The sequence below is a fragment of the Variovorax sp. GW823-FHT04F07 genome, from assembly GCF_058795995.1.
In genome coordinates this window covers 1489314-1514142 of the sequence record NZ_JBXAIG010000001.1, presented here as the reverse complement: position 1 = coordinate 1514142, position 24829 = coordinate 1489314, and the positions used below count along the sequence as shown (strand labels likewise).

Genomic DNA, 24829 nt, shown 5'->3' with positions numbered 1-24829 from the left:
ATCACCCCTTGCGCAGCCAGCTGCCGAGTGCGCCGAGCAGCCCGCCGCGCTGTGCATGCGCGGCCGTGCCGGCGGCCAGGTCGGCGAGGTCCGAAGGCACGCCGTGCGGCGTGCCGTGCGCCGAGGACGCGATCTGCCCGAGGTTCTCGAACAGGTAGCGGCGCGGCTCCACGCGGTGCCCCAGCGTCTGCGCCGCCTGCTGCACGGCGCGCAGCACCAGCAGCGAGTCGCCGCCGAGGTCGAAGAAGTTGTCGCTGGCGCGGATCTCGTCGACGTCGATGCCGATCACGTCGGCCCAGATCTGGGCCAGCTGGGCGTGCTCGGGGCTGAGCAGTCCGCGCTTGGCTTCGCGCGCGGCGCCGTCGAGGCCATTGGCGGCCTCGGCCGGCGCGCCCTTGTCCGCATCCTCGGCCGCCAGCTTGCGCAGGTAGCGCGCGCTGGCCGAGCCTTCGGTGCTGGCGATCTCGGCGAGCGTGGCGTTCGGGTGGTCGGCGACACGGCCCAGCACTTCGAGATAGCGCTCGCGCAGCTGGGCGCCGGTCTCGCGCAGGTACACGTCGGCGTTGTAGAGCAGCGCGCCTTCCAGGCCGTGCGGCTTGTCCATCAGCCACACGCCGACATCGTCGGTGGCGCCGTGCTGCATCACGTGCACCTGGCGGGTCTGCAGGCTGCCGACGGTGCGCGCGCGTTCGCGGGCGTCCTGGAACGAGAACATCGCCTGGTAGGGCCCCGAGGCCTTGATCTGTCCCGCATAGCCGGGCTCGGCCATCAGGCGCTCGAACGGCACCTGCTGGTGGTTCATCATCGACAGCAGCTCCTGCTTCACGTAGCGCATGAACTCGGGCAGCGGCAGCGCCATGTCGACCGCGAGCGAGACCGGCAGCACGTTGTTGAAGAAGCCCATGACGTCTTCCGTCTCGGCCTGCTGGCGCCCGCGCACCGGGTTCGCGATGACGATGGCGTCGTTGCCGGTCGCCTGGGCCATGGTCAGCGCGTAGATGCCGAAGGTCAGCATGCTGAGCGTCACGTCCATGTCGCGCGCCACCTCGCGCAGCCGCTGCGTGCTCTGCAGGTCGATGTGGATCCAGTGCGCGCCGCCCTGGCCGCTCTTGCCCGCGCGGCGCGGCATGTCGGTGCGGGGCGGGCGCACGGCCCTGGCGCTGGCGAGCCGGCCGCGCCAGAACGCGAGCTGCTCCTCGCAGGCCGGCTCGGTCAGCCATTTCTCGAGCCACTCGGCGTAGTCGCCGTGGGTGGTGGCGAGCGCGGGCAGGTTGTGCGGACGGCCGCGTTCGGCGGCGTCGTAGAACGCGCCCAGCTCGCGCTGCATCAGGTCGAAGGACCAGCCGTCCCAGATCAGGTGATGCGGCACGAACAGGAAGACGTGTTCGTTGTCGTCGAGCTGGAACAGGGTCGCGCGCATCATCGGTGCGCTGTGGATGTCGAGCGGCCGGTCGGCCAGCTCCTGCATCTGCTCGGCCAGCTCGGCCTCGCGTTGGTCAGCGGGCAGGCCGCGCAGGTCGACCAGCGGCAAGGCGAACTCCACCGACTCTGCGATCGATTGAATGGGCCGCCCGGTGTCCTCGTCGAAGCCGATGCGCGTGCGCAGCGACGGCTGGCGGCGGATCATTTCGCGCAGCGCGCCTTCGAAGCGCGCGGCGTCGAGCTTGCCGGTGAGCCGCTGCGCCGAGGGGGCGTTGTAGACCGAACGGCCCGTGTACAGCTGCTCCATGAAGCGGATGCGTTCCTGCGAGGGCGTGAGCGGCGCGCTGCGGCGATCGGGGTGGCAGGCAATCGGCGCCTGCAGGCCGACACCCGCGCCTTGCAGCGCCTCGATGACCGCGGTCAGCTTCTCGGCCGTGGGCGCCTCGAACAGCGCCCGCAGCGGCAGCGTGACCTGGAACTCGCGGCTCAGCAGCGTGGTGAGCCGCGCGGCCAGCAGCGAGTGGCCGCCCATGGTGAAGAAGTTGTCGCGCATGTCCAGGCCCGGCAGGCTCAGCACCTTCTCCATGACCGCGAGCACCTTGCGTTCGTGCGCGTTGCGCGGACCGGCGCCGCGCCGCACCTCGTTGCGCGCCACCGCCTGCGGCGGCGGCAGCGAGACGCGGTCGACCTTGCCGTTGGCCAGCGTGGGCAGGGCATCGAGCGTCACCACGTGCTGCGGCAGCATGAAGGCCGGCAGGTGCTTGCGCAGGTGCACCATCAGCGCATCGAGGTCGAAGCCGCCCTCGGGCGCCAGCGCCAGGTAGGCCACCAGGCGCACATCGCCGGGGTTGTCCTCGCGGGCCACGACCACGCTGCGCGAGACGCCGGCCACTTCGCAGCAGCGCACCTCGATCTCGCCGGGCTCGATGCGGTAGCCGCGCACCTTGACCTGGAAGTCGAGCCGCCCGAGGTGGTCGAGCAGCCCGTCGTTGCGCCAGCGGCCGCGGTCGCCGGAGCGGTAGACCTTCTTCGTGGCGCCGAAGATGCGCACCGTGACGAAGCGCTCGGCGGTCAGCGCGGGGCGGTCGAGGTAGCCCAGCGAGACGCCTTCGCCCGCGATGCAGATTTCGCCGGGCACGCCGATCGGGCAGGGTTGCAGATCGGCGTCGAGAATCCAGATCTCGGTGTTGTCGACGGGCCTGCCGATCGAGATGCCGCGCGAGGCAATCTCTTCGGGACGCACATGCCAGGCCGTGGAATACACCGTCGTCTCGGTCGGGCCGTAGCCGTTCCACAGGCCTTCCATGCGCTCGCACAGCGCCAGCGCCATGCTCGGGCGCAGCGCCTCGCCGCCGGTCCAGCCGCGAAAACCGGGCGTGCCGCCGGCCCACTGGGCATCGAGCAGCAGCTGCCACATGCCGGGCGTGGCCTGCAGCAGCGTGATCTGTTCGTCGTCGAGCGCCCGCGACAGGCGGTTGCCGTCCATCGCGACCTCGCGCTGCACCATCACCAGCTCGGCGCCGGCCGCCAGCGGCAGCAGCAGGTCGGGCACGGCCATGTCGAACGACAGCGTGGTGACGGCGGCGATGCGGTCGGACGGGCCGATGCCCGATTCGCGCTGCATCCACTGCAGCAGGTGCGCCACGCCCCGGTGGTGCGCGATGACGCCCTTGGGCAGGCCGGTCGAGCCGGAGGTGTAGATCACATAGGCCGCGTCTTCGGAGCCCGGGTCGTCGCTGCTCGGCGGCAGCGCGTCGCCCGAGAGCTGGCGCCAGGCGGTGTCGCGATCGATCTCGAAGACGCGCTGGTCGGCGTCGGCGCGCCAGTCGCGCGGCGCCACCGCGATGTCGGACGAGGTCAGCATCAGGCTGAGGGTGGCGTCGCTGGCGTAATGGTCCAGCCGCGCCTGCGGAAATGAGGTGTCCATCGGCACGTAGGACGCCCCCGCCTTGAGGATGCCCAGCATGGCGACGACCATTTCCAGGCTGCGTTCCAGGCACAGCCCCACGCGCTGGCCGCGGCCCACGCCGCGCGCGCGCAGCGCACGCGCCAGGCGGTTGGACAGCGCATCGAGTTCGCCGTAGCTGCAGCTGCGCGCGCCGTCGCGCACCGCCGGGCGGTGCGGCTGCTGCGGCACGCGCGCCACGAAGCCGGCGTGCGCCAGCGGCGCGCCGCGCAACGGCACGCGCGCAGGCTGCAGCGCCAGCAGCGCACGCGCGGCGCCGGCGGACAGCACGTCGAGCCCGCCGATGGTGTCGTCGGGCTTGTGCGCGGCCGACTGCAGCACGCACTCGAACATGTCGAGCCAGCGTTGCACGCTCACGTCGTCGAACAGGTCGGTGTTGTATTGCGCCTCGACCTGCAGGCTGCCGGCGTGCGGGCGCAGGTTCACGAAGAGTTCGAAGTTCTCGTAGCGGCGGGCGATGGTGTCCTGCACCACGTCGAGCGTGGTGAAGGCCTGCGCGCTGCTCGCCACGTCGGGGTCGACGTTGAAGGTCACGCTCACCAGCGGCAGCCGGCTCGGGTCGCGCTCGAGCGACAGCTGGCCCAGCAGCGCGCCATAGGTCAGGGCCTGGTGATCGAAGGCGTCGAGCACGGCGGTGCTGCATTCGTCCATCAGCGCGTCGAAGCGCATGGCGGGGTGCGCGGCGATGCGCAGCGGCAGCAGGTTCACGCAATGGCCGACCAGGCCGGGCACGTCGTGCGCGAGCTGGCCCGAGGTCGGAATGCCGACCACGATGTCTTCCTGCCCCGTGAGGCGGTGCAGTGTCGCGACGAAGCCGCTGAGCAGGCCCGTGAACAGGCTGACGCCGGCCTTGGTGCTCGCGATGCGCACGGCGCCGACCACGCGCCGGTCGAGCAGGCGCTCGGCGCGGCGCGAATTGAAGGTGCGCGCGGCCGGGCGGGGGCGGTCCAGCGGCAGGTCGAGCACGGGCTGCGTGTTGCCGGCAAAGCGCTCCAGCCAGTAGTCGATGTGCGCCTGCATGTCGGGGCTCGCGGCCGCGACGGCTTCCTCGGCGGCGAAGTCGGAGAAGAGCGGCGCGGCCTTGAGCTTGAGCCCGATGCCGGTTTCCTCGGCATAGAGGTGGCCCAGCTGTTCGGTGATGACCGCCCACGACCAGCCGTCGCAGACCACGTGGTGCGCGGACATCACGAGCTCGTGCTCGTCATCGCCCAGGCGGTACAGCACGGCCCGGAACAGCGGCCCGTGTTCGAGCGAGAACGGCGTGCACACCGCTTCGTCGTGGGCCGCGTGCAGCGCCTGCGCGAGGGCTTCGGGCGCCAGCCCGCCCAGGTCGTGGCGCACCAGCTGGTTCCCGGCCGGGGGGCTGACCAGCATGAAGGTGCCGTCCGGCGAGATGGTGGCGCGCAGCGCCTGGTGACGTTCGAGCAGCCGGTCGGTGGCGCGCGCCAAGGCGTCGCCGTCCAGCGCGCCGCGCAGGCGCAGCACGACCGACTCGTTGTAGGCCATCGAGGCCTCGGGGCTCAGCGTGGCGCCGAGCCAGATTTCGCGCTGCGACTCGGTGGTCGCGATGATGCATTCGACGAGGCCACCGCTCGCGGTGGGCTTGAGTGCGGCGTTCATGCTGCGGCCTTTCCGTTGATGAGGAGGCGCTCGTGCAAGGCGGCGTCTTCGGGTACGTACCAGTACGGCTGGCCGTCGCTGTCGCGGGCCAGCACGCTGCCGTCCTCGACGGGCTTGCGCGCGTCGAAGCGGGTGGGGGCGGGAGCGCGGCGCGGAAGGAAGCCGGATTCCTGCATCTCGGCGACCGACTCCTTGAAGGCGCGCTGCAGGAAGGCGATGTCCTCGGCGCTGTGCGCGCTCGTGAGGAAGCACGGGAAGTTGTCCAGGATGTGCACGCCGCGGCTGCGCATCATGGCGAACAGCAGGTCCTGCAGCGGCTGGTCTTCGAGCCAGCTCACGCGCCACAGCGACGCGAAATGGCGGATCTCGATCGGCGCGCCGACCTCCTGGCACCAGCCCGAGAGTTCCGTGGCCATGGCGGTCGTGCTCGCGGTGAGCCCGGCCTGCAGCGCGGGCCCGGCCTCCTTCAGGTGCGTGAGCGAGGCCTTGGCCGCGGCGAGCGCGAGCGGGTGGCGCACGAAGGTGCCGGCGAAGTAGGTGACGCCCACGCCCGGGATCGAGTCGTCGCCGTACTGCCAGGCGCCGCCGTCGAGCGCGTCCATGAACTCGCGCTTGCCGGCGATCACGCCCACCGGAAAGCCGCCGCCGATCACCTTGCCGTAGGTGGCCAGGTCGGCGCGCACGCCGAACAGCTCTTGCGCGCCGCCCAGCGCGCTGCGAAAGCCGGTGATGACCTCGTCGAAGATCAGGCAGCAGCCGTGCTTCGCGGTGACGTCGCGCACGTCGTGCAGGAACTCGCGCGGCTGGAAGTCGGGGCGGCGGCTTTGCACCGGCTCGACCAGCACGGCCGCCAGGTCTGCGACGTTGTCGCGGATGAAGGCCAGCGCCTCGGGCGTGCCGTAGTCGAGCACGCGGATGTCGCCGAACATGCCGCTCATCACGCCGGGCGCGGCCGACAGGCCCTTGCCGCCCTTGCCGGCGCGCACCAGCACTTCGTCGAAGGTGCCGTGATACGAGCCCGTGAAGGCCACCACCGTGCTGCGCCCGGTGACGGTGCGCGCGATGCGCAGCGCCGCCATCACGGCCTCGGAGCCGGTGTTGCACAGGCCGGCGCGCTCGCTGCCCGTGAGTTCGCAGATGAGGCGGGTCACGTCGGCCGCGAGCGGATGCTGCGGCCCGATCTCGTAGCCCGCGTCGAGCTGGGCCCGCACGGCGTCCTGCACGAAATCGGGTTGCCAGCCGAACAGGTTCAGCCCGAAGCCATTGAGCGCGTCGACGTACTCGTTGCCGTCGAGGTCCCACAGCCTGGAACCCTTGGAGCGCTCGATCACGATCTGGTAGGTGATCTCCTTGGTCAGCGGACGGAAGCCGTTGACCACGCGCGGATCGGCCATGTGCGCGCGGTTGTCCTCGGTGAAGCGCTTGCTCTTTGGCGTGCGCTCGACATAGCGCCGCACGAAGGTGGCGAGCCGTGCCTTCTGCCGCGCGCTGGGCTCGGCGGTGCGCTGGGTGTGGATGCGGGCGATGGCGCCGAAGGCTTTGTTGACGTCGTAGCGAAGCGGGGCTTCGGCGGGCGGCTGTGGCTGCGCGGCGGGTGCGGCCTCGGCCGCGACGGGCATCGCCGCCACCGCCACTGGCGCGGCCGCGCCGGACAGGAGTGCGAGCTGCTGACGCATCAGCTCCATCTGCTGCGCGATCACCTGGTTCAGCAGGCCGGTGGGCTGCGCAAGCCCTTGCGGTGGCGTTGGCATCGACACCTGCACGGCGGAGGCCGCAGGCACGGTGGGCGTGGCGGGCACAGCCACCGGCTCGGCCTCGGGCGGCAGGCTCTGCAGCAGGTACGCGGCCAGTGCGTCGAAGCTGCGGTAGTTCTCCATCAGCTGACGGAAGCTCAGCTCGACCTTGAAGCGTTTCTTGATCTGCGTGGCGGCCTGGGTCAGCGTGAGCGAGTCCATCCCGATCTCGCCGAACGGGGCCTGGCCCTCGGCCTGGGCCATGTCGATGCCCGAGATGTCTTCGAACAGGGCCCGCAATCGGCTGTCGACCGACGCCGCGCGCGACGCCTCGGACGGCGGGGAAGAAGGCGGAGGAAGGTCAGGCGAGGGCGCTGCAGCGGTCACGATCGGCTCCAATGAAACAGGCAGGACGGGCGCAAGGGCGGGCGACACCGGCGCGGCGGGCGCGATGTCGACCCACAGGCGCTTGCGTTCGAACGGGTAGGTGGGCAGGCACACGCGCCGGGCGCCGGCGCGCGGTGCCAGCAGGGCAAGGTCGACCTCGGCGCCGCAGGTCCACAGGCGCGCGGCGGCCAGGCGCAGGGTCCGGGCCTCGTCGGCCGGTTCGCCGTGCAGCAGCGACACCGCCACGGCGCCGGCCTTCGACGCCGGGGCCAGGCCTGGCAGGCGGTGCTGGCGCACCAGCGCGGCCAGCGTGTTGCGGGGACCGACCTCCACGAACACCGGATGGGTGGTGTCGTCCGCGGCGCTCTGCAACGCGGGGGAGAAGCGCACGGTGCCGCGCAGGTGCTGCGCCCAGTAGGCGGGGCTCGTGGCCTGTGCGTCTTCGAGCAGGCGGCCGGTGAGCGTGGAGTAGAGGGGAATCTGCGGCGCGTGCAGCGCCACCTGGCTCACGAGCGCCTCGAAGGGCGCCACCGCGGCGTCCATCATGGCGGAGTGAAACGCGTGCGAGGTCTGCAGCAGCCGGCAGGCGACGCCCTCGGCTTCGAGCGCGGCCTGGAGTTCCGCGATGGCTTCGGTGGGGCCGGCGGCCACGCAGGCGCCGGGTGCGTTCTCCGCGGCGAGCGAGACCTGGGGCGAGGACGCGAGTCGGGAGGCCAGCGCGTCCGCGCCGAGCCGCACCGACAGCATCGTCCCGGCGGGCTGGGCCTGCATGAGCGCGCCGCGGCGGGCAATGAGCCGGGCGGCATCTTCCAGGCGCATCACGCCGGCGATCACGGCCGCGACGAATTCGCCGACGCTGTGGCCGATCAGCGCGTGCGGGCGCAGGCCCAGCGACAGCAGCCGCCGTGCGAGCGCGTACTCGAGCGTGAAGAGCGCGGGCTGCGTGACGGCCGTCGGCGCGAGCGCCTGCGGGTCGTCTGCGAACAGGCGCTCGCGCAGGTCGAAGTCCAGCGCGCCCTCGAAGGCACGCACGCAGTTGTCGAACGCGGCCGCGAACACCGGGTCGCCGGCATGCAGCGCGCGGCCCATGCCCGGGTACTGTGCGCCCTGGCCCGGGAACATCAGCACGGGCTGCGGTGCGCGCTCGGCGATCCGGTCGCTCACGCGCCACGCCGTGTTCTCCGAGCGCAAGGCCTCGATGGCCTGCGCCGCATCGCCGGCCACCACGGCGCGGCGGAAGGCATGGGCCTTGCGGCCGACGCACAGGGTGAACGCCGCGTCGCCCAGGCAGAGCCCGGGCTGTTCCTCCAGGTGCGTTGCCAGCTGCTGCGTCGCGACCGCGAGCGCGGCCTCCGAGCGGGCCGACAGCGCCAGCACATGGGCACCCGGTTGCGTGGTGCGCGCCTGCCGCGCCGGCGCTTCCTCGAGCACGACGTGCGCGTTGGTGCCCCCGACACCGAACGAGCTGACGCCCGCGCGGCGCGGCAGGTCGGCCCGCGGCCACGGCTGCAGCTGGTTGCTCACGTGGAACGGCGTGCGCGCGAAGTCGATCGCCGGGTTCGGCGCCGTGAAGTGCGCGGTGGGCGGAATCAGTTCGTGGTGCAGCGACAGCGCCGTCTTGATGAGGCCGGCGGCACCCGCCGCCGTGACCATGTGGCCCACGTTGCTCTTGAGCGAGCCCAGCGTGCAGTAGCCCCGCGCGTCGGTGTGCTCGGCATACGCGACAGCCAGGGCCTCGACCTCGACCGGGTCGCCCATCGGCGTGGCGGTGCCGTGCGCTTCCACGTAGGAAATGCTGCGCGCGTCCACGTCCGCCGCGGCCAGTGCGGCGCGGATCACGGCCGCCTGGCCGTCCACGCTGGGCGCGGTGAAGCTGGCCTTGGCGCCGCCGTCGTTGTTGACGCAGGCGCTGCGCAGCACGGCATAGACGGTGTCGCCGTCGGCCTGCGCGTCGGACAGCCGCTTGAGCAGCACCACGGCGGCGCCGTCGCTGAACACGGTGCCCTTGGCCTGCGCGTCGAAGCTGCGCGTGTGGCCGTCGGGCGAGAGCATCGAGCCCTCGTTGTAGAGGTAGCCGCTGCGTGGTGGGCAGGTGACCGAGGCGCCGCCTGCCAGCGCCATGTAGCACTGGCCCGTGCGCAGCGCATGGAAGGCCTGGGCCACCGCGACCAGCGAGGTCGAGCACGCGGTGTTGACACTCACCGCCGGCCCGCGCAGGTTGAGCCGGTTGGCCACGCGGGTGGTGATGTAGTCCTTCTCGTTGGCCAGCATCACCTGGAACTCGCCGACGGCCTCCACGAGGTCGGGCCGCGAGGCGACGTGGCGCTGGAAGTAGGTCGCGTTGTACGTGCCCGCGTACACGCCCACCGGGCCCGGCGCTTCGTCGGGCACGTAGCCCGCGCGCTCCAGGCACTCCCAGCAGATCTCGAGGAACACGCGGTGCTGCGGGTCCATCAGCGCGGCTTCCTTCGGGCCGATGCCGAAGAAGGCGGCATCGAAGCCCTCGATGCCGTCGATCACGCCGCGCGCCCGCACATAGGCCGGGTCGCGGCGCAGCGACTCGTTGACGCCGGCGTCCAGGCTGGCGTCATCGAAGAAGCTGATGGTGTCGCGCCCGGCGACGAGGTTGTCCCAGAACTGCTCCACATCGCCCGCGCCGGGGAAGCGACCGGCGGTGGCGATGAGAGCGATGGGCTCGGGGACGCTGGCGGCGTCCTCGCGCACGGGCACGGGTTGTGGCGCCTGCGGCGCCTCGCCAGCGGACTGCAGTTGCGCCGCGATGGCGCCCGGCGTCGGGTGGCGGAAGAAGAGGTTGGTCGACAGCGGCGGCGCGCCCTCGCGCTGCAGGTCTGCCAGCACCTGCAGCACCAGCAGCGAGCTGCCGCCCAGGTCGAAGAAGTTGTCGTGGCGCCCGGCCTTGTCGATGCCCAGGGCGCGCGCGAAGGCGTCGCACACCTGCTGCTCGAGCGCGTCGCGCGCGGCCTCGAAAGGCTGCGCGAGTTCGGGGCGCTCGGCGGCCGGCTCGGGCAGGGCGTTGCGGTCGAGCTTGCCGTTGGGCGTGACGGGGAGCTGCGCAAGCCACACCTGCGCCGACGGAAGCATCACCGCGGGCAGGCGGGCCGCCAGGTGCGCGCGCAGCGTGTCCCACGCCAGCTTCTGAGTGCGGGCGACCAGGTAGGCGACCAGGCGCAGCTGGCCGTCGCGACCGGGCCGCGCGACCACCGCGCAGGACTGCACCGCGGGGTGCGCGAGGATCGCCGCCTCGACCTCGCCGGTCTCGATGCGGTGGCCGTGGATCTTGACCTGGCCGTCGATGCGGCCGATGAATTCGATCGCGCCGTCGGGCAGCCAGCGGGCGAGGTCGCCGGTGCGGTAGAGCCGCTCGCCCGGCGCGCCGAAGGGGTCGGGCACGAAGCGCGCGGCCGTGAGTTCGGGTTGGCCCAGGTAGCCGCGCGCCAGCCCGTGTCCGCCGATGCACAGCTCGCCCACGAGTCCGCTGGGAAGCAACTCCAGTGTCGGGCTCAGCACGCGCAGCACGGTGTCCTTGATCGGGCGCCCGAGCGGTACCGAGCGCGGGCCCGCTGCGATCGCGGCGCGCTCGATGCGATGGGTCGCCGCGAAGGTCGTGCACTCGGTCGGCCCGTAGCCGTTGCTGAGCGTGAGCCCGGGGAGTGCGTCGAGCGCGCGCCGCACATGGGGTACCGACAGCGCCTCGCCGCCCGTGAACAGGTGCGCCAGGCCCGCGAGGTGCTGCGGATCGCTGTCGACCACGGCGTTGAAGAGCGAGGCCGTGAGCCAGGCGGTGTGGACCTCGTGGCGGGCGATGGTGCGCGCGAGGCCGGCGCCGGTGGGTACCCGTTCGTCGTGGATCACGCAGCGCCCGCCGTTGAGCAACGGCCCCCAGACTTCGAGCGTCGAGGCGTCGAAGGCGAGCGGCGCCGCATGCAGCATCGCGCGCCCCGGTGCGAGCTCGATGTAGTCGACATCGACGACCAGCCGCAGGATGGCGCGATGGCTGATCTCGATGCCCTTGGGTACGCCGGTCGAGCCCGAGGTGTACATGAGGTACGCCAGCGATTCGCCGTCGATGGCCGGCGGTGTCCACGGCGCGGGGGCCGCGCCGTCTTCAGGCGCGTCGATCCGCACGGCGGTGCAGTGGGCCGGCACGAGCGAGGCCAGCGCCTCGGTCGTCACGACCCGGGTCACGCCGGCCTGGTCGAACATCGTGGCGACGCGTTCGGGCGGAAAGTCGGTGGGTACCGGCACGTAGGCCGCGCCCGCCTTGAGGATGCCGAGCATGGCGACGATGGCGGCCATCGACCGCTCGAACACCATCCCGACGGGGTCGCCTGCCTGCACGCCCGACTGCTGCAGGCGCTGTGCGAGCCGGTCGCTGCGCGCGTCGAGCTCGGCGTAGGTCATCGTTTCGTCGCCTTCCACCAGCGTCACGGCGTCGGGCGTGGCCGCGGCCCGGCGGCCGAACACGGCGGGCACGGTGAGCGACAGGTCGGGCGCGGCGGGCGGCGTGGCCCATGCGGCGAGCTGGTCGCGGCGGTCGACGTCGGGCAGGGCGCGGATGTTGTGGAGCGCTGCACCGGGATGCGCCAGCAGATCGGCGGCGGTGTCGGCGATGGCTGCGAGCAGGCGGCTGGCGCAGGGCGCGTCCATCAGGCTCGCGTCGACGTCCAGATGCAGGCGGGCGGGGAGTTCTGTCCGGGCTTCGAGCCGCAGGGGCGGCTGGGTGTCGGCGGTGTGCGGCGTGGTCCGTCGGTCAAGGTCGAGCTGGGTCAGCCACGCGCTGGCGGTGCCGGGCAGCGACGTCGGCATGCCGTGAGACCCTGGCAGGGCCGCGCCCAGCCAGCGCGATTGCAGCAGCAGCCAGGCACCCACGAAGAGCGTGTCCGGCAGGTACCCCGTGGTGCCCAGCGACGCGAGCCAGCGCTGCGCGAACCCGGCTTCGAGGGCCAGCGAGACGCCGAGCCGTTCGCCTGCCGCTGCGCGCGCGGGCGGCGACACGAACAGATCGCCCAGCGCGGCCTGCGAAGCCACGGCGGCCTCCGGCGACGAAGCAATGTGGGTTTCCATGCAATTACCCGGCTGCAGACTGTGAATGGAAAATTCAATTGAAGGAATCGAATTGATTTCAATTGGATTTGGTTCTTGGTTTGTCGAGATCCTATGAACTTGGCGAGCCTTCTGTTTGGCTCTTTTCTCCATGTTTACATTTGGATATAAATATTTCCGAATCGAACTACCTAAGCCATGACATTTGAGGTACCAAGGCCATTTGTGGTGGGCGTTTTGTCACCCCTGTAGGAAGCCATGATGGAACGTCGATTCAAAAAAATGGCCATTCTTCTTCGCCATGTCTGCAGACCTGAGAGTCTGAATTTCGGTATCAATTCGATGAGAATTTCTAAAATCAGACAAATTTTGACGGTCGACAAGAAACTTTTCGCGAATTGAGACAGTTGGAAGGAATCGGCATTCGAGCGTTGAGCACTCAGAATGGGGTAGATATTTTTCTTCTGTGGAAGGGTTTTTCGTCTTTTGGTTAACTTGAGGGTGAATCTGAGAATTCTCAAAAGGCCTAAAAGATCTAATGAAAAATGTTACTTGTCATCTGATTTTTGGTGCCTGGGATGCAATTTTTTATTGATTATTGGCGATCATTGAAATTCAAATGATGTCCATTGTTTTAATGAAATAGAGAACAATGGGGATCGAGGTACTTTCCCCTCTGTCAGCGCACGGAGCGCGGGGATGCATTGCGACAATCGCCGGCAAATTTCGGAACGGCGGTCGCGCCATGGGTACCGGCATTGATCCCGGTTGATTTCCGTCGCGCCGGCGGGAAGGCCTGAGCCGGGTCGGGGCATCGACGCAGCGGGCCCGTCATTTCGTCCGCAATTCACCGTCGGACCGCGGCGCGAATGCTTTGCGGGCACGGGTTTTTCAGGCCGGACGGACGGCGTTTTTCTCGACGCGACCGGCGGGTCGTGGGGGCCGCGCCAGGCTCGCGGTCCCAGGCAGGCGCTTTGTCACGCTCGCATGCACGCCGGGCAGGGCGCATGGCTCCCTCACCAAAGGGCGCTTCGCTCATGTGCGAAGGCACGGCGATGCCTAGACTGGCCCTGCCATGCATCGCGAACAGTGATCCTCCCTGTGTGGTGTGGGAGGGGCGAGGACACAGCAGCGTGCGTGGCCCTGTCACTGAAGCGCCTGGGCAAAGGCCTGTTGTCGGTGCGCACCGACGACGCCTTCCGCCACGGGCCGCTTGCAGGCGCGTGAGAACGCGCTAGAACGAAGAGATGGAACGAAGGAGTGCAGCCATGGCCACCCAACCCGATCTTCCGTCTCCGATCACGCCCGACCTGCCGGTCGAGCCCGACGAAGGGCCGGAGCACGCGCCCGACGAGCCCACCGACCCCGAGCCGCCGCCGAGCGCGAGGTAGGCCGAACGCCCGTCGCGCCGCGCTAAGCTCGCGCGATGGATGAAATCGATTGCGCCGTCATCGGTGCCGGCGTGGTGGGTCTGGCCGTGGCGCGCGCATTGGCGCTCGCAGGCCGGGAGGTGCTGGTGCTGGAGTCCGAAGGGGCCATCGGCACGGGAACGAGTTCGCGCAACAGCGAGGTGATCCACGCGGGCATCTACTACCCGCAGGGGTCGTTGAAAGCGACGCTGTGCGTGGAAGGACGCGACGCGCTGTACAGCTACGCGCAGGCGCGCGGCGTGCCGCACAGCCGTTGCGGCAAGCTCATCGTGGCGACCTCGGCCGAACAGGTGGGGCAGCTCGACGTGATTCGCGCCAAGGCCGCGGCCAACGGCGTGGACGACCTGTTGCTGCTCACCGCGCAGCAAGCCAACGTGATGGAGCCGCAACTGCATTGCGTGGCGGCGCTGCATTCGCCGAGCACGGGCATCGTCGACAGCCACGCGCTGATGCTGGGCCTGCTCGGCGATCTCGAGAACGCGGGCGGCATGCTGGCGCTCAAGTCGCCCATCGAACGTGCCGAATGCGTGGACGGGGCCGTCGTGCTGATCGCCGCCGATGGCACGGCCCTGCGTTGCCGCACCGTGGTCAATGCCGCGGGGCTGGGCGCGCCGGCACTGGCGCGGCGCTTCGAAGGCATGCCGGCGTCGGTGGTGCCGCGCGAGTACTTCGCCAAGGGCAGCTACTTCACGCTCGCGGGCCGCGCGCCGTTCGGCCGGCTCATCTATCCCGTGCCGGAGCCGGGCGGGCTCGGCGTGCACCTGACGCTCGACCTCGGTGGACAGGCCAAGTTCGGGCCCGACGCGCAGTGGGTCGAGGCGGCCGACGATCTCGTGGTCGATCCCGCACGCGGCGAGCGTTTCTACGACGAGGTGCGCAGGTACTGGCCGGCATTGCCCGACGGTGCGTTGATCCCGGGCTATGCGGGCATGCGCCCGAAGATCTCGGGGCCGGACGCGCCTGCGGCCGATTTCGTGATCGCGGGGCCCGCCTCGCATGGGGTGCCGGGGCTGGTCCATCTCTTCGGCATCGAGTCGCCCGGACTCACCAGTTGCCTGGCCATCGGACGGCATGTCGCGGACCTGCTCGCCGAGGCCTGATGCATGCACTCGGGCACAACTGAGCACATCTGTCGCGCATGAGGGGCTTTCGAGCCTGTAACATGACAGCACGCCATATGCTGGCGTGAAGCCGCCGGCGCGGTGCCGGTGTCATCACGGAGGAAAGATTCCAATGAGTGCATCCAACAATCTTGAAGCAGCAGCCGAAGACATCGCAAGCGACGTGCGCGGCGTGCTGGCCAGCAAGGACCTGGATTCGGTTCCCCACATCAAGGCGCTGCGCCAACGCATCGACACCAAGCTCGCCATCGCGCGCGAGCTGGCTTCCGAAAAGAGCAAGCTGGCCGCCAAGAAGGCGCGCCAGGCGGCCACCGCCACCAACACCTACGCCCACGATGAACCTTGGCAGGTTGCCGGTGCCGCACTGGCCGTCGGCGTGCTGGTGGGCCTGTTGCTTGGCCGCCGCTGAGCGTCACTGCACCGGCCTGAGCGCACACCGCCGTCCCTTCGTTCGCCGTTGCCACACTGTGGCCGGTGAGGGCGGAGGCGGCGCATGAGACTGCTGTCCCTGTTCGGGCTCGATGCCCGCATCCGCCGGTTGCGCATCGCCGCCGCCGAAGGTGCGCTGGCGGCCGAGGACCGGGTGCAGTTGCTGCGCATGGCCTGGGAGGACGAGAAGCAGCGCCTGAAGCTGACCCTCGTCCTGGTCGTCGCCGTACTGGGGCTGACCACCGTCGCGGTGGCGCTGCTCTCGATGGCGGTGGTCGTGCATTACTGGGACACGCCGTACCGCGTCACCGCCGCCTGGGTGGTGGCCGGTGTCTGGGCGGTGCTGTGGCTGGCGGCCGTCATCGGCCTGATGCGCAGCCTGAGCAATGCCTCCAACAGCTTCGTGCCGACCTTTCACGAGTTCGAGCGCGACTGGGCCTGGGTCCAGGACCGCTTCAACCTCGGCAAGGACCCGGAGTTGGACGACGAAGCGCCGCGTCCGCCGCGCCCCGTCACACGCGAAGAGCTGCTGGCCCGCATGGAACGCCAGCGCGAACGCATCGCCACCCTGCAGGGCGGTCGCGAGACGCAGCCGGCCTCGGGCGAGCCCGTCAATGAATCGGCCGCGGCAACCGCGTTGCGCATTGCGCGCGAACACCCGGTGGCCGCCGGGGTGGTCGCTGCCGCTGCTGTGGCGGTGATTCGCCCGAAGCGGCTGCTGCGGTGGGCCACGGTCATTGCACCGGTGCTCTGGCGCATGCGCTGAGCCACCGGCAGCAAAGAGAAGAACCGGCTCAGGCCTTGCGACGATCCCGTTGCAGCGCCTGGGCCGTTTCGCGGACCAGCCCGGGGCCGCGATAGATCAGGCCGGTGTAGATCTGCACCACGTCCGCGCCCGCGGCGATCTTGGCCTTGGCATCCGCTGCACTCAGGATGCCGCCCACCCCGATGATCGGAAAGTCCTTGCCCAGCGCCGCGCGCAGTTGCGCGATCACCCGGTTGCTGGCTTCGCGCACCGGTGCGCCCGAGAGGCCGCCGGCTTCCTGCGCGTGCGGCAGGCCGGCCACGGCGTCGCGCGCGAGCGTGGTGTTGGTGGCGATCACGCCGTCCATGCCGTGGCGTTGCAGCGTGGCGGCGATCACCGCGACCTGCGCGTCGTCGAGGTCGGGGGCGATCTTCACGAACAGCGGCGCGCGCTTGCCGTGGCGCGTGGCCAGTGCTTCGCGCCGCTCGGCCACGGCGCCCAGCAGGGCGTCGAGCGCCTCATCGCTCTGCAGCGAGCGCAGGTTGGCCGTGTTGGGGCTGGAGATGTTGATCGTCACGTAGTCCGCGTGCGGGTAGACGCCGTCCAGGCAGGCCAGGTAGTCGTCCACCGCGCGCTCGATCGGCGTGGCCGCGTTCTTGCCGATGTTCAGGCCCAGCAGCATCGGCGACTTGCCGCCGCCGGCCTGCTTGCGAAAGCGCGCCTTCTGCACGTTGGCCAGGAAGGCGTCGAGCCCTTCGTTGTTGAAGCCGAGGCGGTTGATCAGCGCGTCGCGCTGCGGCAGGCGGAACATGCGCGGCTTCGGGTTGCCGGGCTGGCCCTTGGGCGTGACCGTGCCGACCTCGACGAAACCGAAGCCCATGGCCGCGAAGGCGTCGATGCAGCGGGCGTTCTTGTCCAGCCCGGCGGCCAGGCCGACGCGGTTGGGGAAATTCAGGCCAGCCAGCTGGATCGGGTCTTCGACGCGCGTCGCCGCGTAGGCGCAGGCCAAGGGCGTGTTCTGGGTGCGGGCCAGCCCGTCGAGGGTGATTTCATGGGCGTGCTCGGGGTCGAAACCGAACAGAAAAGGGCGGGCCAGGCCATAGAGCGAAGAGGGCAACAGCAGGGGCATCGGATAATTCTCGACTTCAATGAGCCAAGGATTCTCCGCGATGACCGCACCCGCCTCCCCAACCCCTCTTTCCCAGGATGAACTCAAGGCCCAGGTCGGCCTTGCCGCGCTGGCCTACGTGGTCAAGGGCGAGATCGTCGGCGTGGGCACCGGCTCCACGGTCAACAAGTTCATCGACGCGCTGGCCACGATCAAGGACGAGATCAAGGGCGCCGTCTCCAGTTCGGTCGCGTCCACCGAGCGCCTGCGCGCACTGGGCATCCCGGTGTTCGACAGCAACGAGGTGGAAGAACTGGCCGTCTACATCGACGGCGCCGACGAGATCGACCACCGGGGCTTCATGGTGAAGGGCGGCGGCGCGGCGCTCACGCGCGAGAAGATCGTCGCGGCGCAGTCCAAGCGCTTTGTCTGCATCGCCGATGCCTCCAAGCTGGTCGAGACACTCGGCGCGTTTCCGCTGCCGGTGGAAGTGATCCCGATGGCCGCGCGCCGCGTGATGCGCCAGTTCGCCGGCCTGGGCGGCATCGCCCAGGTGCGCGAGAAAGACGGCCTGCCGCTGGTGACCGACAACGGCCAGCACATCGTCGACGTGACCGGCCTGCGGATCACCGACCCGCGCGCCTTCGAGTCCGAAGTGAGCCAGTGGCCCGGCGTGGTGACGGTGGGGGTCTTTGCCCACCAGAAGGCCGACGTGTGCCTGCTGGGCACGGCGTCGGGCGTGAAGACGTTGCAGTTCGCCGGCTGAACGGCGGCGATGCAAGGCGGGGGCGAGGCCCCCGTCGTTCCTAGAACTTGATGCCGGCCGGGTTGTTCGGGCCCGGTGCGTTCGAGGGCGGCGCCGGCGCGGGGTTCGGCGGCTGCAGGGGCGTGTCGGTCGCACGGGGCGCAGCAGCCGCCGGTGCCTGCTGCGCGACGAGCGGGCGCGCGGCGGGCGGCCGATAGCCTGCGGGCAGGCTGTTGCTCTTGGGATAGCCGGCCGCGTCGAGGTAGCGCGACCATTCCACATCCGAGAAGCCCTTGAGCTGCTGCGACCCGACGGTGAGCAGCGGCAGCGCGTTCTGTCCGCTCAGGCGCTGCAGGGCGTCGACGTCCTCGTTGCTCTTGATGGTGCGTTCCTCGAAGGGAATGCCGCGCGTGGTGAGCAGCGTGCGCGCCTCGTTGCAGGGGCTGCAGCCCTCGCCGCTGTAGAGCGTGACGGGGTAGCGCTGTGCCACCTGTCGCAGTTCGTAGGGAAGCCCGCTGTTCGTCGGCGCGTTGACGCCAGCGGGCTGGGGCCCGCCCGTCGGCGCGTTGGTGACGACGGGGGGCTGGTCGGAGAACGTGACCTTGCCGTTCTTGTCGACCTGGCGGTAGACCGCCTGCGCCAGCACGCTGGCGGTCGATAGCACGAGGACCAGGCCGATCAGGCCGCGCATCGGGAGTTTGTAAAAAGTCGGATACATATCTCCCGAGTATCGCAAGCTTCAGCGCCGTATCAAGCGGGCTGGGCCTGGGCCATGCCCTGATGTCGCAGCAGCGCATCAAGCTGCGGCTCGCGGCCCCGGAAGGCCTTGAACGAATCCATGGCGCTGCGGCTGCCGCCGGCCTCCAGGATGGCCTGGCGGTATCGGCGGCCGGTCTCGATGTTGGGCTCGCCGTCGGCGCCCACGGTTTCCTCGAAAGCCGCGTAGGCGTCGGCGCTCAGCACCTCGGCCCACTTGTAGCTGTAGTAGCCGGCCGCGTAGCCGCCCGAGAAGATGTGGCTGAAGGTGTTCGGCGTGCGGCTGAACGGCGGCGAGGGCATCACGGCCACTTCGGCACGCACCTGGCCGAGCAGCGCCATCACGGCACCCGGCTGGGCGGCGGCGGCCTGGTGCTCGGTGTGCAGCAGCATGTCGAACAGCGAGAACTCGATCTGGCGCAGCGTCTGCAGGCCGCTCTGGAAGTTCTTGGCGGCGGTCATCTTGTCGAAGAGCGCGCGCGGCAGCGGCTCGCCGGTGTCGACGTGGGCCGTCATGTGGGCGAGCACGTCCCACTCCCAGCAGAAGTTTTCCATGAACTGGCTCGGCAGTTCGACCGCGTCCCACTCGACGCCGCTGATGCCCGACACGTCGCGCTCGTTCACCTGCGTGAGCATGTGGTGCAGGCCGTGGCCGAACTCGTGGAAGAGGGTGGTCACGTCGTCGTGCGTGAGCAGCGGCGGCTTGCCGTCGACACCGCTGGCGAAGTTGCAGACCAGCTGCGCGATCGGCGTCTGGAGCACGCCATCGTCGGGGCGCAGCCAGCGGGCGCGCACGTCGTCCATCCAGGCGCCGCCGCGCTTGGCGGCGCGGGCGGAGGGGTCGAGGTAGAACTGGCCGACCTTCTGGCCGGCCCGCTCGATGCGGTAGAACTCGACGCTCGGGTGCCAGGTGGGGGCGCTGTCGCGGCGGATCGACACCTCGAACAGCGTCTCGACGATCTTGAACAGGCCGGCCATCACCTTGGGGGCGGGGAAGTACTGCTTCACCTCCTGCTCGCTGAAGGCGTAGCGCGCTTCCTTGAGCTTCTCGCCGACGTAGGTCCAGTCCCAGGCCTGCGGGTCGACGAGGTTCAGCTGCTCGGCCGCGAAGGCGCGCAGGTCGGCCAGGTCGCGCTCGCCGTAAGGCTTGGCCTTGGCGGCGAGGTCGCGCAGGAACTTGACGACCTGCTCGGGCGATTCGGCCATCTTGGGCACGACCGAGAGTTCGCCGAAATTCTTGTAGCCCAGCAGCTTCGATTCTTCCTCGCGCAGCGCGAGGATCTCGGTGATGAGCGCGGTGTTGTCGAACTTCGGATCGCCGAGTTCGCTGGCGCGCGTCACGTAGGCGCGGTACAGGGTTTCGCGCAGTGCGCTGCTCTTGGCGAACTGCATCACCGGCAGGTAGCACGGCATCTTGAGCGTGAGCTTGTAGCCCTTCTTGCCTTCGGCCTCGGCGGCCGCGCGCGCGGCGCTCACCACGTCTTCGGGCACGCCGTCGAGTTCACCGAGCTGCGCGTAGTGCGCGAAGGCATCGGTGGCGTCGAGGGCGTTTTCGCTGAACTTCTGGCTCAGCTCGGCCTGGCGTTCCTGGATGTCGGCAAAGCGCTGCTTGGCCTCGCCCTGCAGCTCGGCGCCGCCAAGCACGAAGTTGCGCACGGCGTTCTTGTGCGCCTGGCGCTGTTCGGGGTTGAGCGTGGCCGGGTCGATGGCCTTGTACTTGGCGTACAGGCGCTCGTCGGAACCCAGGCGGGTCCAGAAGGCGGTGACGCGCGGCATGGCCTCGTTGTAGGCAGCGCGCAGCTCGGGCGTGTCGGCCACGGCGTTGAGGTGACCGACAGCGCCCCAGGCGCGGCTGAAACGTTCGGAGGCCACGTCGAGCACCTTCGAGATCGCGATCCAGTCGGCCGGGAATTCGGGCGCCGTCACCGTCTGCAGCGCGGCCTCGGCATCGGCCAGCAGCGCGTCGACCGCGGGCGACACGTGTTCGGGCTTGATGCGGTCGAACAGGGGGAGGTCGGTGAAGTCGAGGAGCGGATTGGTCATGTGAAAGATCCTGGGCGAGCGTAGCGAAGCCATTTCGGGAACCACCGCGGAACCGGCTTTGCCGGGCCGCCGGTGGTGCCCCTTGAGGGGGAGGCGGCTACACGCAGTGAGCCAACAACGGGGTGGTTCTTATCTTGCGGCGCGTTCGGCCGCTTCAAGGGTGTTGACCAGAAGCATGGCGCGCGTCATCGGGCCGACGCCGCCGGGCACGGGGGTGATCCAACCGGCCACTTCCTTCACGCCGTCGAAATCGACGTCGCCGGCCAGCTTGCCGTCGGCCTTGCGGTTCATGCCCACGTCGATGACGACGGCGCCGGGCTTCACCATGTCGGCGGTCAGCAGGTCGAGCTTGCCCACGGCGGCGACGACCACGTCGGCCTGGCGCGTGAGGGCGCCCAGGTCTTGCGTGGCGCTGTGGCAGATGGTGACGGTGGCGCTCTTGGCCAGTAGCATCATGGCCATCGGCTTGCCGACGATGTTGCTGCGGCCGATGACCACGGCGTGCTTGCCGCGCAGGTCGTAGCCGATCGATTCGAGCATCTTCATGCAGCCGTGCGGCGTGCAGGGCCAGAAGCCCGGGGCGCCGGTCATCAGCGCGCCGGCGCTGGCCACGTGGAAGCCGTCGACGTCCTTGGCGGGCGAGATGGTCTCGATGACCTTCTGGCTGTCCATGTGCTTGGGCAACGGCAGTTGAACGAGGATGCCGTGCACCTTGGGGTCGTCGTTGAGGGCGCGGATGCGTGCCAGCAGGTCGGCCTCGCTCAGGTCGGCGGGGTAGGTCTCGAGCGTGGCCTGCAGGCCGGTTTCGGTGCTGTCGTTGACCTTGTGCTTGGTGTAGACCTGGCTCGCCGGATCGCTGCCCACCAGGATGATGGACAGGGCCGGGTTCACGCCGCGTGCCTTCAGCGCAGCGGTGCGGCCGGACACCTCGGCGCGGATGGTTTTGGCGAGGGCGTTGCCGTCGATCAGTTGGGCGGTCATCGGTTTTGATTTTCCAAGTAAAAACGCCCGCTTGCGCAGGCGTGGGGAAGGTGCGTGGCTATCGCAGGGATAGCTGCGGCTCAGGAGGCCTTGGCCGCGGGGGCCGCTTGCCCGAGCGCGATCTTGAGCAGATCGGCCACGGTGTTGGCGTTGAGCTTTTCCATGATGTTGGCACGGTGCGCCTCCACCGTCTTGATGCTGATGCCCAGGTCGTCGGCGATCTGCTTGTTCAGGCGGCCGGCAACGATGCGCTCAAGCACCTGCGCCTCGCGGCCGGTGAGCTTGGACAGCAGCGCGTCGCGGCTGGCCGACTGCTGGTGCTGCGTGAAGGCGCCGCGTGCGTGTTCGAGCATGCGCTCGACCAACGACACGAGTTCTTCGTCGTTGAAGGGCTTCTGGATGAAATCCATCGCGCCCTTCTTCATGCTGTCGACCGCCATCGGCACGTCGCCGTGGCCGGTGATGACCACGATCGGCAACGGAGAACGCCGTTCGATCAGTCGATCCTGCAATTCGAGGCCGGTCATGCCGGCCATGCGGATATCGACGATCAGACAGGCGACTTCGCGCGGGTCGTATCGGGAGAGAAAGGATTCGGCGGACTCGAAACAGCGGACTCTGTAGTCCTTGCCTTCGAGCAGCCATTGCAGTGAATCGCGGACGGCTTCGTCGTCATCGACGACATAGACCGTGCCCTTCTTCGGAATCAAACTCATGCAGGTACCTTTGCCTCGTCGCTTGCTACGGAACTGATAGCGTCCAACACCGGAATCCAGAAGGAAAAACGGCATCCGATCACATCCGGGCCATTGTAGATGTTCTCCGCCTGCATCCGGCCGCGGTGCGACTCGACGATGGTGCGGCACAGGTTGAGCCCGATGCCCATGCCCTCGGGCTTGGTGGAGAAGAAGGCCTCGTAGAGCCGGTCCATGACCTCGGGCGAGAGGCCCTTGCCCGTGTCCTGCACCGAGAACTCGATGGCATTGTGCCCCTCGATCACCTTGGGCAGCACGCGCAGCTCGACGCTGCGGCGCGCCAGCGGGCGGTCGGCGATGTCGATGGATTCGGCCGCATTCTTCAGCAGGTTGACCATCACCTGCTCGATGAGGATCGGGTCGACGCGCACCACCGGCAGCCGCGCGGCCACGTAGTGGTTCAGGCGCACGTTGCGCCGGCGCAGTTCGATGCCCGCGAGTTCGACCGCCTCGCTCACCATGGTGGCGACGTCGGCCGGCGTGCGGTTGGGCTCGCTGCGCTTCACGAAGGAGCGGATGCGCTGGATGATCTGGCCCGCGCGCTGCGCCTGCTTCGAGGTTTTTTCGAGCGCGGCGAGCAGGGCGTCGTTGTCGATCGTCTGCCCCTTGATGCGCGACATCATCCCGTTGCAGTAGTTGGCGATGGCCGTGAGCGGCTGGTTGAGCTCGTGCGCCACGCTGGAGGCCATCTCGCCCATGGTGATCAGGCGGCTTGCGGCCTGGGCCTTGTCGGCCTGCGCGGCGGCCTGCTCTTCGGCGTCGCGGCGCGGCGTGATGTCGGTGGCGATCACCAGCTGCGCCAGGCGACCGTCGACCCAGGTCAGGTAGCGCGAGCGCACCTCGAGCCACTTGCCCAGATGCGGCACGAAGATTTCGTTGTTCGCGGTCTGGGCGGCGGTGAGGGTGTCGATCGGCAGGCCGGCGTAGGGGTCGACGTCGTCCAGGCCCTCGTCGTGCGCATTCGACGGCGGCACGCCGGCCTGCGCCACCATGCCCAGGTGGCCCACGGTGTCGGAGCCGAACCACAGGCGGTACAGCTTGTTGGCGAACAGCAGCTCCTCGCTGCCGATGGGCGCCACCGACACGGCGGCGTCGAGTGCCTCGAGCACGGTGGTGAAGCGTTCGTACGAGGCGGACAGCTGCTCGCGGATGCGCGTCGGCTCGGTGATGTCGGTCATCGACGTCATCCAGCCGGTCTGGTGGCCGCGCGCGTCGATCAGCGGCGACACATACAGGCGCGCATTGAAGACGCTGCCGTTCTTGCGCTTCACGCGCACCTGGAAGCCGCCGGGCAGGGCGCGGCCGTGCAGCTCTTCTTCGAGGCGCTCGTTCATCACCTCGCGGTCGGATTCGAGCCAGTAGGGGAAGGGCGGCGTCTGGCCGACCAGTTCGTCTTCGCTCCAGCCCGTCATGGCGCAGAACGCGGCGTTCACGTAGGTGATGCGACCTTGCAGGTCGAGCACGCGCATGCCGGTGAGCATGGAGTTTTCCATCGCGCGGCGGAAGTTGGTCTCGGCCACCAACCGCTGCTGCGCCTGCAGGCGGCGGCGTGTGTGGCGCCAGGTGCCGATCAGCATCCAGCTGGTCATCACGCTGAGGGCGCACACGAGCCAGAAGAGGCCGTTGCCCACAACGCCCTGCGAGGTGCGGTAGGCCTGCGCGCGCAGCATCAGCGCATTGCCCACGGGCGACACCGGCACTTCGTATTCGTTGGTCGCTTCGGTCCAGGGCAGCAGGCGGGTGCCGCTGTTCTTCAGCGGCGTGGTGTTGCCGGCGATGACGTTGCCCTTGGCGTCGAGCAGCGACACGGCATAGCGCGCCTGCACCTCGGAGGGCATGCCATAGCGCAGCAGGCCGTCAATGGAGAACTCGCCGAGCACGACGCCCGCGAACAGGCCCTGGTCGAACAGCGGGATGTGCAGCTGCAGCATCGCGGCCGGTTCACCGCCGGCCACGGGCTGCGAGTACACCGGCTGGCGCAGCTCGCGCGCCAGCGCGTAGTTGCTTTCGATGTCGCCGGGGCGCAGCACGTCGCCGATCAGGTGCTGTTGCGCCGGGTGCACGCTGGGCGCGGCATAGCCGGCCTTGAAGCGGCGGCGGTCGTCGATCCAGCTGATGGTCTGCAGCTCGGGGAACTGGCTCACGAGCGACTCGGCGCGGCTCGTGAACTCGACCGGATCGATCTCGCGGTTGGAGGCATCGCGCGCGATGCGCATCAGCTGTTCCTGCCGCTCCAGCAGGCGAAGTCGCATGCGCTGTTGCGCGTACTCGACATCGCGCCGCACCGACTCCTGCTCACGCTCGACTTCTTCGGAGCGCAGGTACCAGAACGCCGACACGATGGCCGCGAGAAACAGCAGCACGGCCGCCATCGGCGCGAGCATCGCGACGGCGTCCTGCAGCACCGGTGTCTGCTTGCGCCACCACGTGCGCCACCAGGACAGCGGCGAGGCTTTGACGGCACTGCGGGCGACCGCGAGCGGGGAGGAAAGGGGCATGGGCGGAGTTTAGGTGATGGCCCTCC

13 protein-coding genes are annotated in these 24829 nt (G+C 69.4%); 5 read left to right on the top strand and 8 right to left on the bottom strand.

What is annotated here, in order from left to right; translation table 11 throughout:
* Position 1: 1 nt before the first annotated feature.
* Entirely contained in the window at positions 2–5008 is a 5007-nt protein-coding gene (locus AC1RAA_RS07130) for an amino acid adenylation domain-containing protein (RefSeq protein ID WP_492727383.1), read from the bottom strand.
* Positions 5005–12213 carry an amino acid adenylation domain-containing protein gene (locus AC1RAA_RS07125; protein ID WP_492727382.1) on the bottom strand — a complete coding sequence of 2403 codons (7209 nt, stop codon included), beginning with the start codon at positions 12211–12213 and terminating at the stop codon, positions 5005–5007. The genes AC1RAA_RS07130 and AC1RAA_RS07125 overlap by 4 nt, the downstream gene beginning before the upstream one ends.
* A gap of 1247 nt (positions 12214–13460) precedes the next feature.
* Here AC1RAA_RS07125 and AC1RAA_RS07120 point away from each other — a divergent pair.
* The 4 genes from AC1RAA_RS07120 (at position 13461) to AC1RAA_RS07105 (ending at position 15938) form a co-directional block, all read left to right on the top strand.
* Positions 13461–13583 (top strand): hypothetical protein, encoded by a 123-nt coding sequence (locus tag AC1RAA_RS07120; protein WP_062479916.1) that lies wholly within the window; start codon positions 13461–13463, stop codon positions 13581–13583.
* Positions 13584–13618: 35 nt separating this feature from the next.
* On the top strand, positions 13619–14722 hold the full coding sequence (locus tag AC1RAA_RS07115; protein WP_492727380.1) for an NAD(P)/FAD-dependent oxidoreductase: 1104 nt from the start codon (positions 13619–13621) through the stop codon (positions 14720–14722).
* A 133-nt stretch (positions 14723–14855) separates the two neighbouring features.
* The gene (locus AC1RAA_RS07110; protein WP_056580064.1) at positions 14856–15152 is read left to right on the top strand and encodes a glycine zipper domain-containing protein; all 297 of its coding nucleotides are present in this window, start codon (positions 14856–14858) and stop codon (positions 15150–15152) included.
* Positions 15153–15236: 84 nt separating this feature from the next.
* Complete coding sequence (locus tag AC1RAA_RS07105; RefSeq protein ID WP_492727379.1) at positions 15237–15938, top strand: phage holin family protein; 702 nt, start codon at positions 15237–15239, stop codon at positions 15936–15938.
* Between the two features lie 28 nt (positions 15939–15966).
* Here AC1RAA_RS07105 and AC1RAA_RS07100 read toward each other — a convergent pair whose 3' ends face one another.
* Positions 15967–17046: a quinone-dependent dihydroorotate dehydrogenase gene (locus tag AC1RAA_RS07100; protein WP_139704919.1), complete on the bottom strand. Its 1080-nt coding sequence runs from the start codon at positions 17044–17046 to the stop codon at positions 15967–15969.
* Positions 17047–17086: 40 nt separating this feature from the next.
* On the opposite strand from AC1RAA_RS07100, the gene rpiA reads away from it, so the two are divergent.
* On the top strand, positions 17087–17791 hold the full coding sequence (rpiA, locus tag AC1RAA_RS07095) for a ribose-5-phosphate isomerase RpiA (protein ID WP_062479923.1): 705 nt from the start codon (positions 17087–17089) through the stop codon (positions 17789–17791).
* Between the two features lie 40 nt (positions 17792–17831).
* On the opposite strand, the gene AC1RAA_RS07090 is transcribed toward rpiA, so the two are convergent.
* From AC1RAA_RS07090 to AC1RAA_RS07070, 5 genes are all read right to left on the bottom strand, one after another.
* Complete coding sequence (locus tag AC1RAA_RS07090) at positions 17832–18461, bottom strand: glutaredoxin family protein (RefSeq protein WP_492727377.1); 630 nt, start codon at positions 18459–18461, stop codon at positions 17832–17834.
* Between the two features lie 59 nt (positions 18462–18520).
* Positions 18521–20569, bottom strand: a complete 2049-nt coding sequence (locus tag AC1RAA_RS07085; protein ID WP_307635570.1) for a M3 family metallopeptidase — start codon at positions 20567–20569, stop codon at positions 18521–18523.
* A gap of 129 nt (positions 20570–20698) precedes the next feature.
* Positions 20699–21550 carry a bifunctional methylenetetrahydrofolate dehydrogenase/methenyltetrahydrofolate cyclohydrolase FolD gene (folD, locus tag AC1RAA_RS07080; RefSeq protein ID WP_369629142.1) on the bottom strand — a complete coding sequence of 284 codons (852 nt, stop codon included), beginning with the start codon at positions 21548–21550 and terminating at the stop codon, positions 20699–20701.
* Between the two features lie 80 nt (positions 21551–21630).
* Positions 21631–22266 carry a response regulator transcription factor gene (locus AC1RAA_RS07075; RefSeq protein WP_056580071.1) on the bottom strand — a complete coding sequence of 212 codons (636 nt, stop codon included), beginning with the start codon at positions 22264–22266 and terminating at the stop codon, positions 21631–21633.
* Positions 22263–24803, bottom strand: a complete 2541-nt coding sequence (locus tag AC1RAA_RS07070; RefSeq protein ID WP_062479933.1) for a PAS domain-containing sensor histidine kinase — start codon at positions 24801–24803, stop codon at positions 22263–22265. Before AC1RAA_RS07070 ends, AC1RAA_RS07075 begins: the two co-directional genes overlap by 4 nt.
* Positions 24804–24829 lie beyond the last annotated feature (26 nt).

Excerpts from the sequence above, each read along its gene's own strand:
- rpiA (WP_062479923.1), top strand. The coding sequence starts at position 17,087 with ATGACCGCACCCGCCTCCCCAACCCCTCTTTCCCAGGATGAACTCAAG.
- AC1RAA_RS07125 (WP_492727382.1), bottom strand. The coding sequence starts at position 12,213 with ATGGAAACCCACATTGCTTCGTCGCCGGAGGCCGCCGTGGCTTCGCAG.
- AC1RAA_RS07110 (WP_056580064.1), top strand. The coding sequence starts at position 14,856 with ATGAGTGCATCCAACAATCTTGAAGCAGCAGCCGAAGACATCGCAAGC.
- AC1RAA_RS07075 (WP_056580071.1), bottom strand. The coding sequence starts at position 22,266 with ATGAGTTTGATTCCGAAGAAGGGCACGGTCTATGTCGTCGATGACGAC.
- AC1RAA_RS07105 (WP_492727379.1), top strand. The coding sequence starts at position 15,237 with ATGAGACTGCTGTCCCTGTTCGGGCTCGATGCCCGCATCCGCCGGTTG.
- AC1RAA_RS07100 (WP_139704919.1), bottom strand. The coding sequence starts at position 17,046 with ATGCCCCTGCTGTTGCCCTCTTCGCTCTATGGCCTGGCCCGCCCTTTT.
- AC1RAA_RS07130 (WP_492727383.1), bottom strand. The coding sequence starts at position 5,008 with ATGAACGCCGCACTCAAGCCCACCGCGAGCGGTGGCCTCGTCGAATGC.
- AC1RAA_RS07085 (WP_307635570.1), bottom strand. The coding sequence starts at position 20,569 with ATGACCAATCCGCTCCTCGACTTCACCGACCTCCCCCTGTTCGACCGC.
- AC1RAA_RS07120 (WP_062479916.1), top strand. The coding sequence starts at position 13,461 with ATGGCCACCCAACCCGATCTTCCGTCTCCGATCACGCCCGACCTGCCG.
- folD (WP_369629142.1), bottom strand. The coding sequence starts at position 21,550 with ATGACCGCCCAACTGATCGACGGCAACGCCCTCGCCAAAACCATCCGC.
- AC1RAA_RS07115 (WP_492727380.1), top strand. The coding sequence starts at position 13,619 with ATGGATGAAATCGATTGCGCCGTCATCGGTGCCGGCGTGGTGGGTCTG.
- AC1RAA_RS07090 (WP_492727377.1), bottom strand. The coding sequence starts at position 18,461 with ATGCGCGGCCTGATCGGCCTGGTCCTCGTGCTATCGACCGCCAGCGTG.
- AC1RAA_RS07070 (WP_062479933.1), bottom strand. The coding sequence starts at position 24,803 with ATGCCCCTTTCCTCCCCGCTCGCGGTCGCCCGCAGTGCCGTCAAAGCC.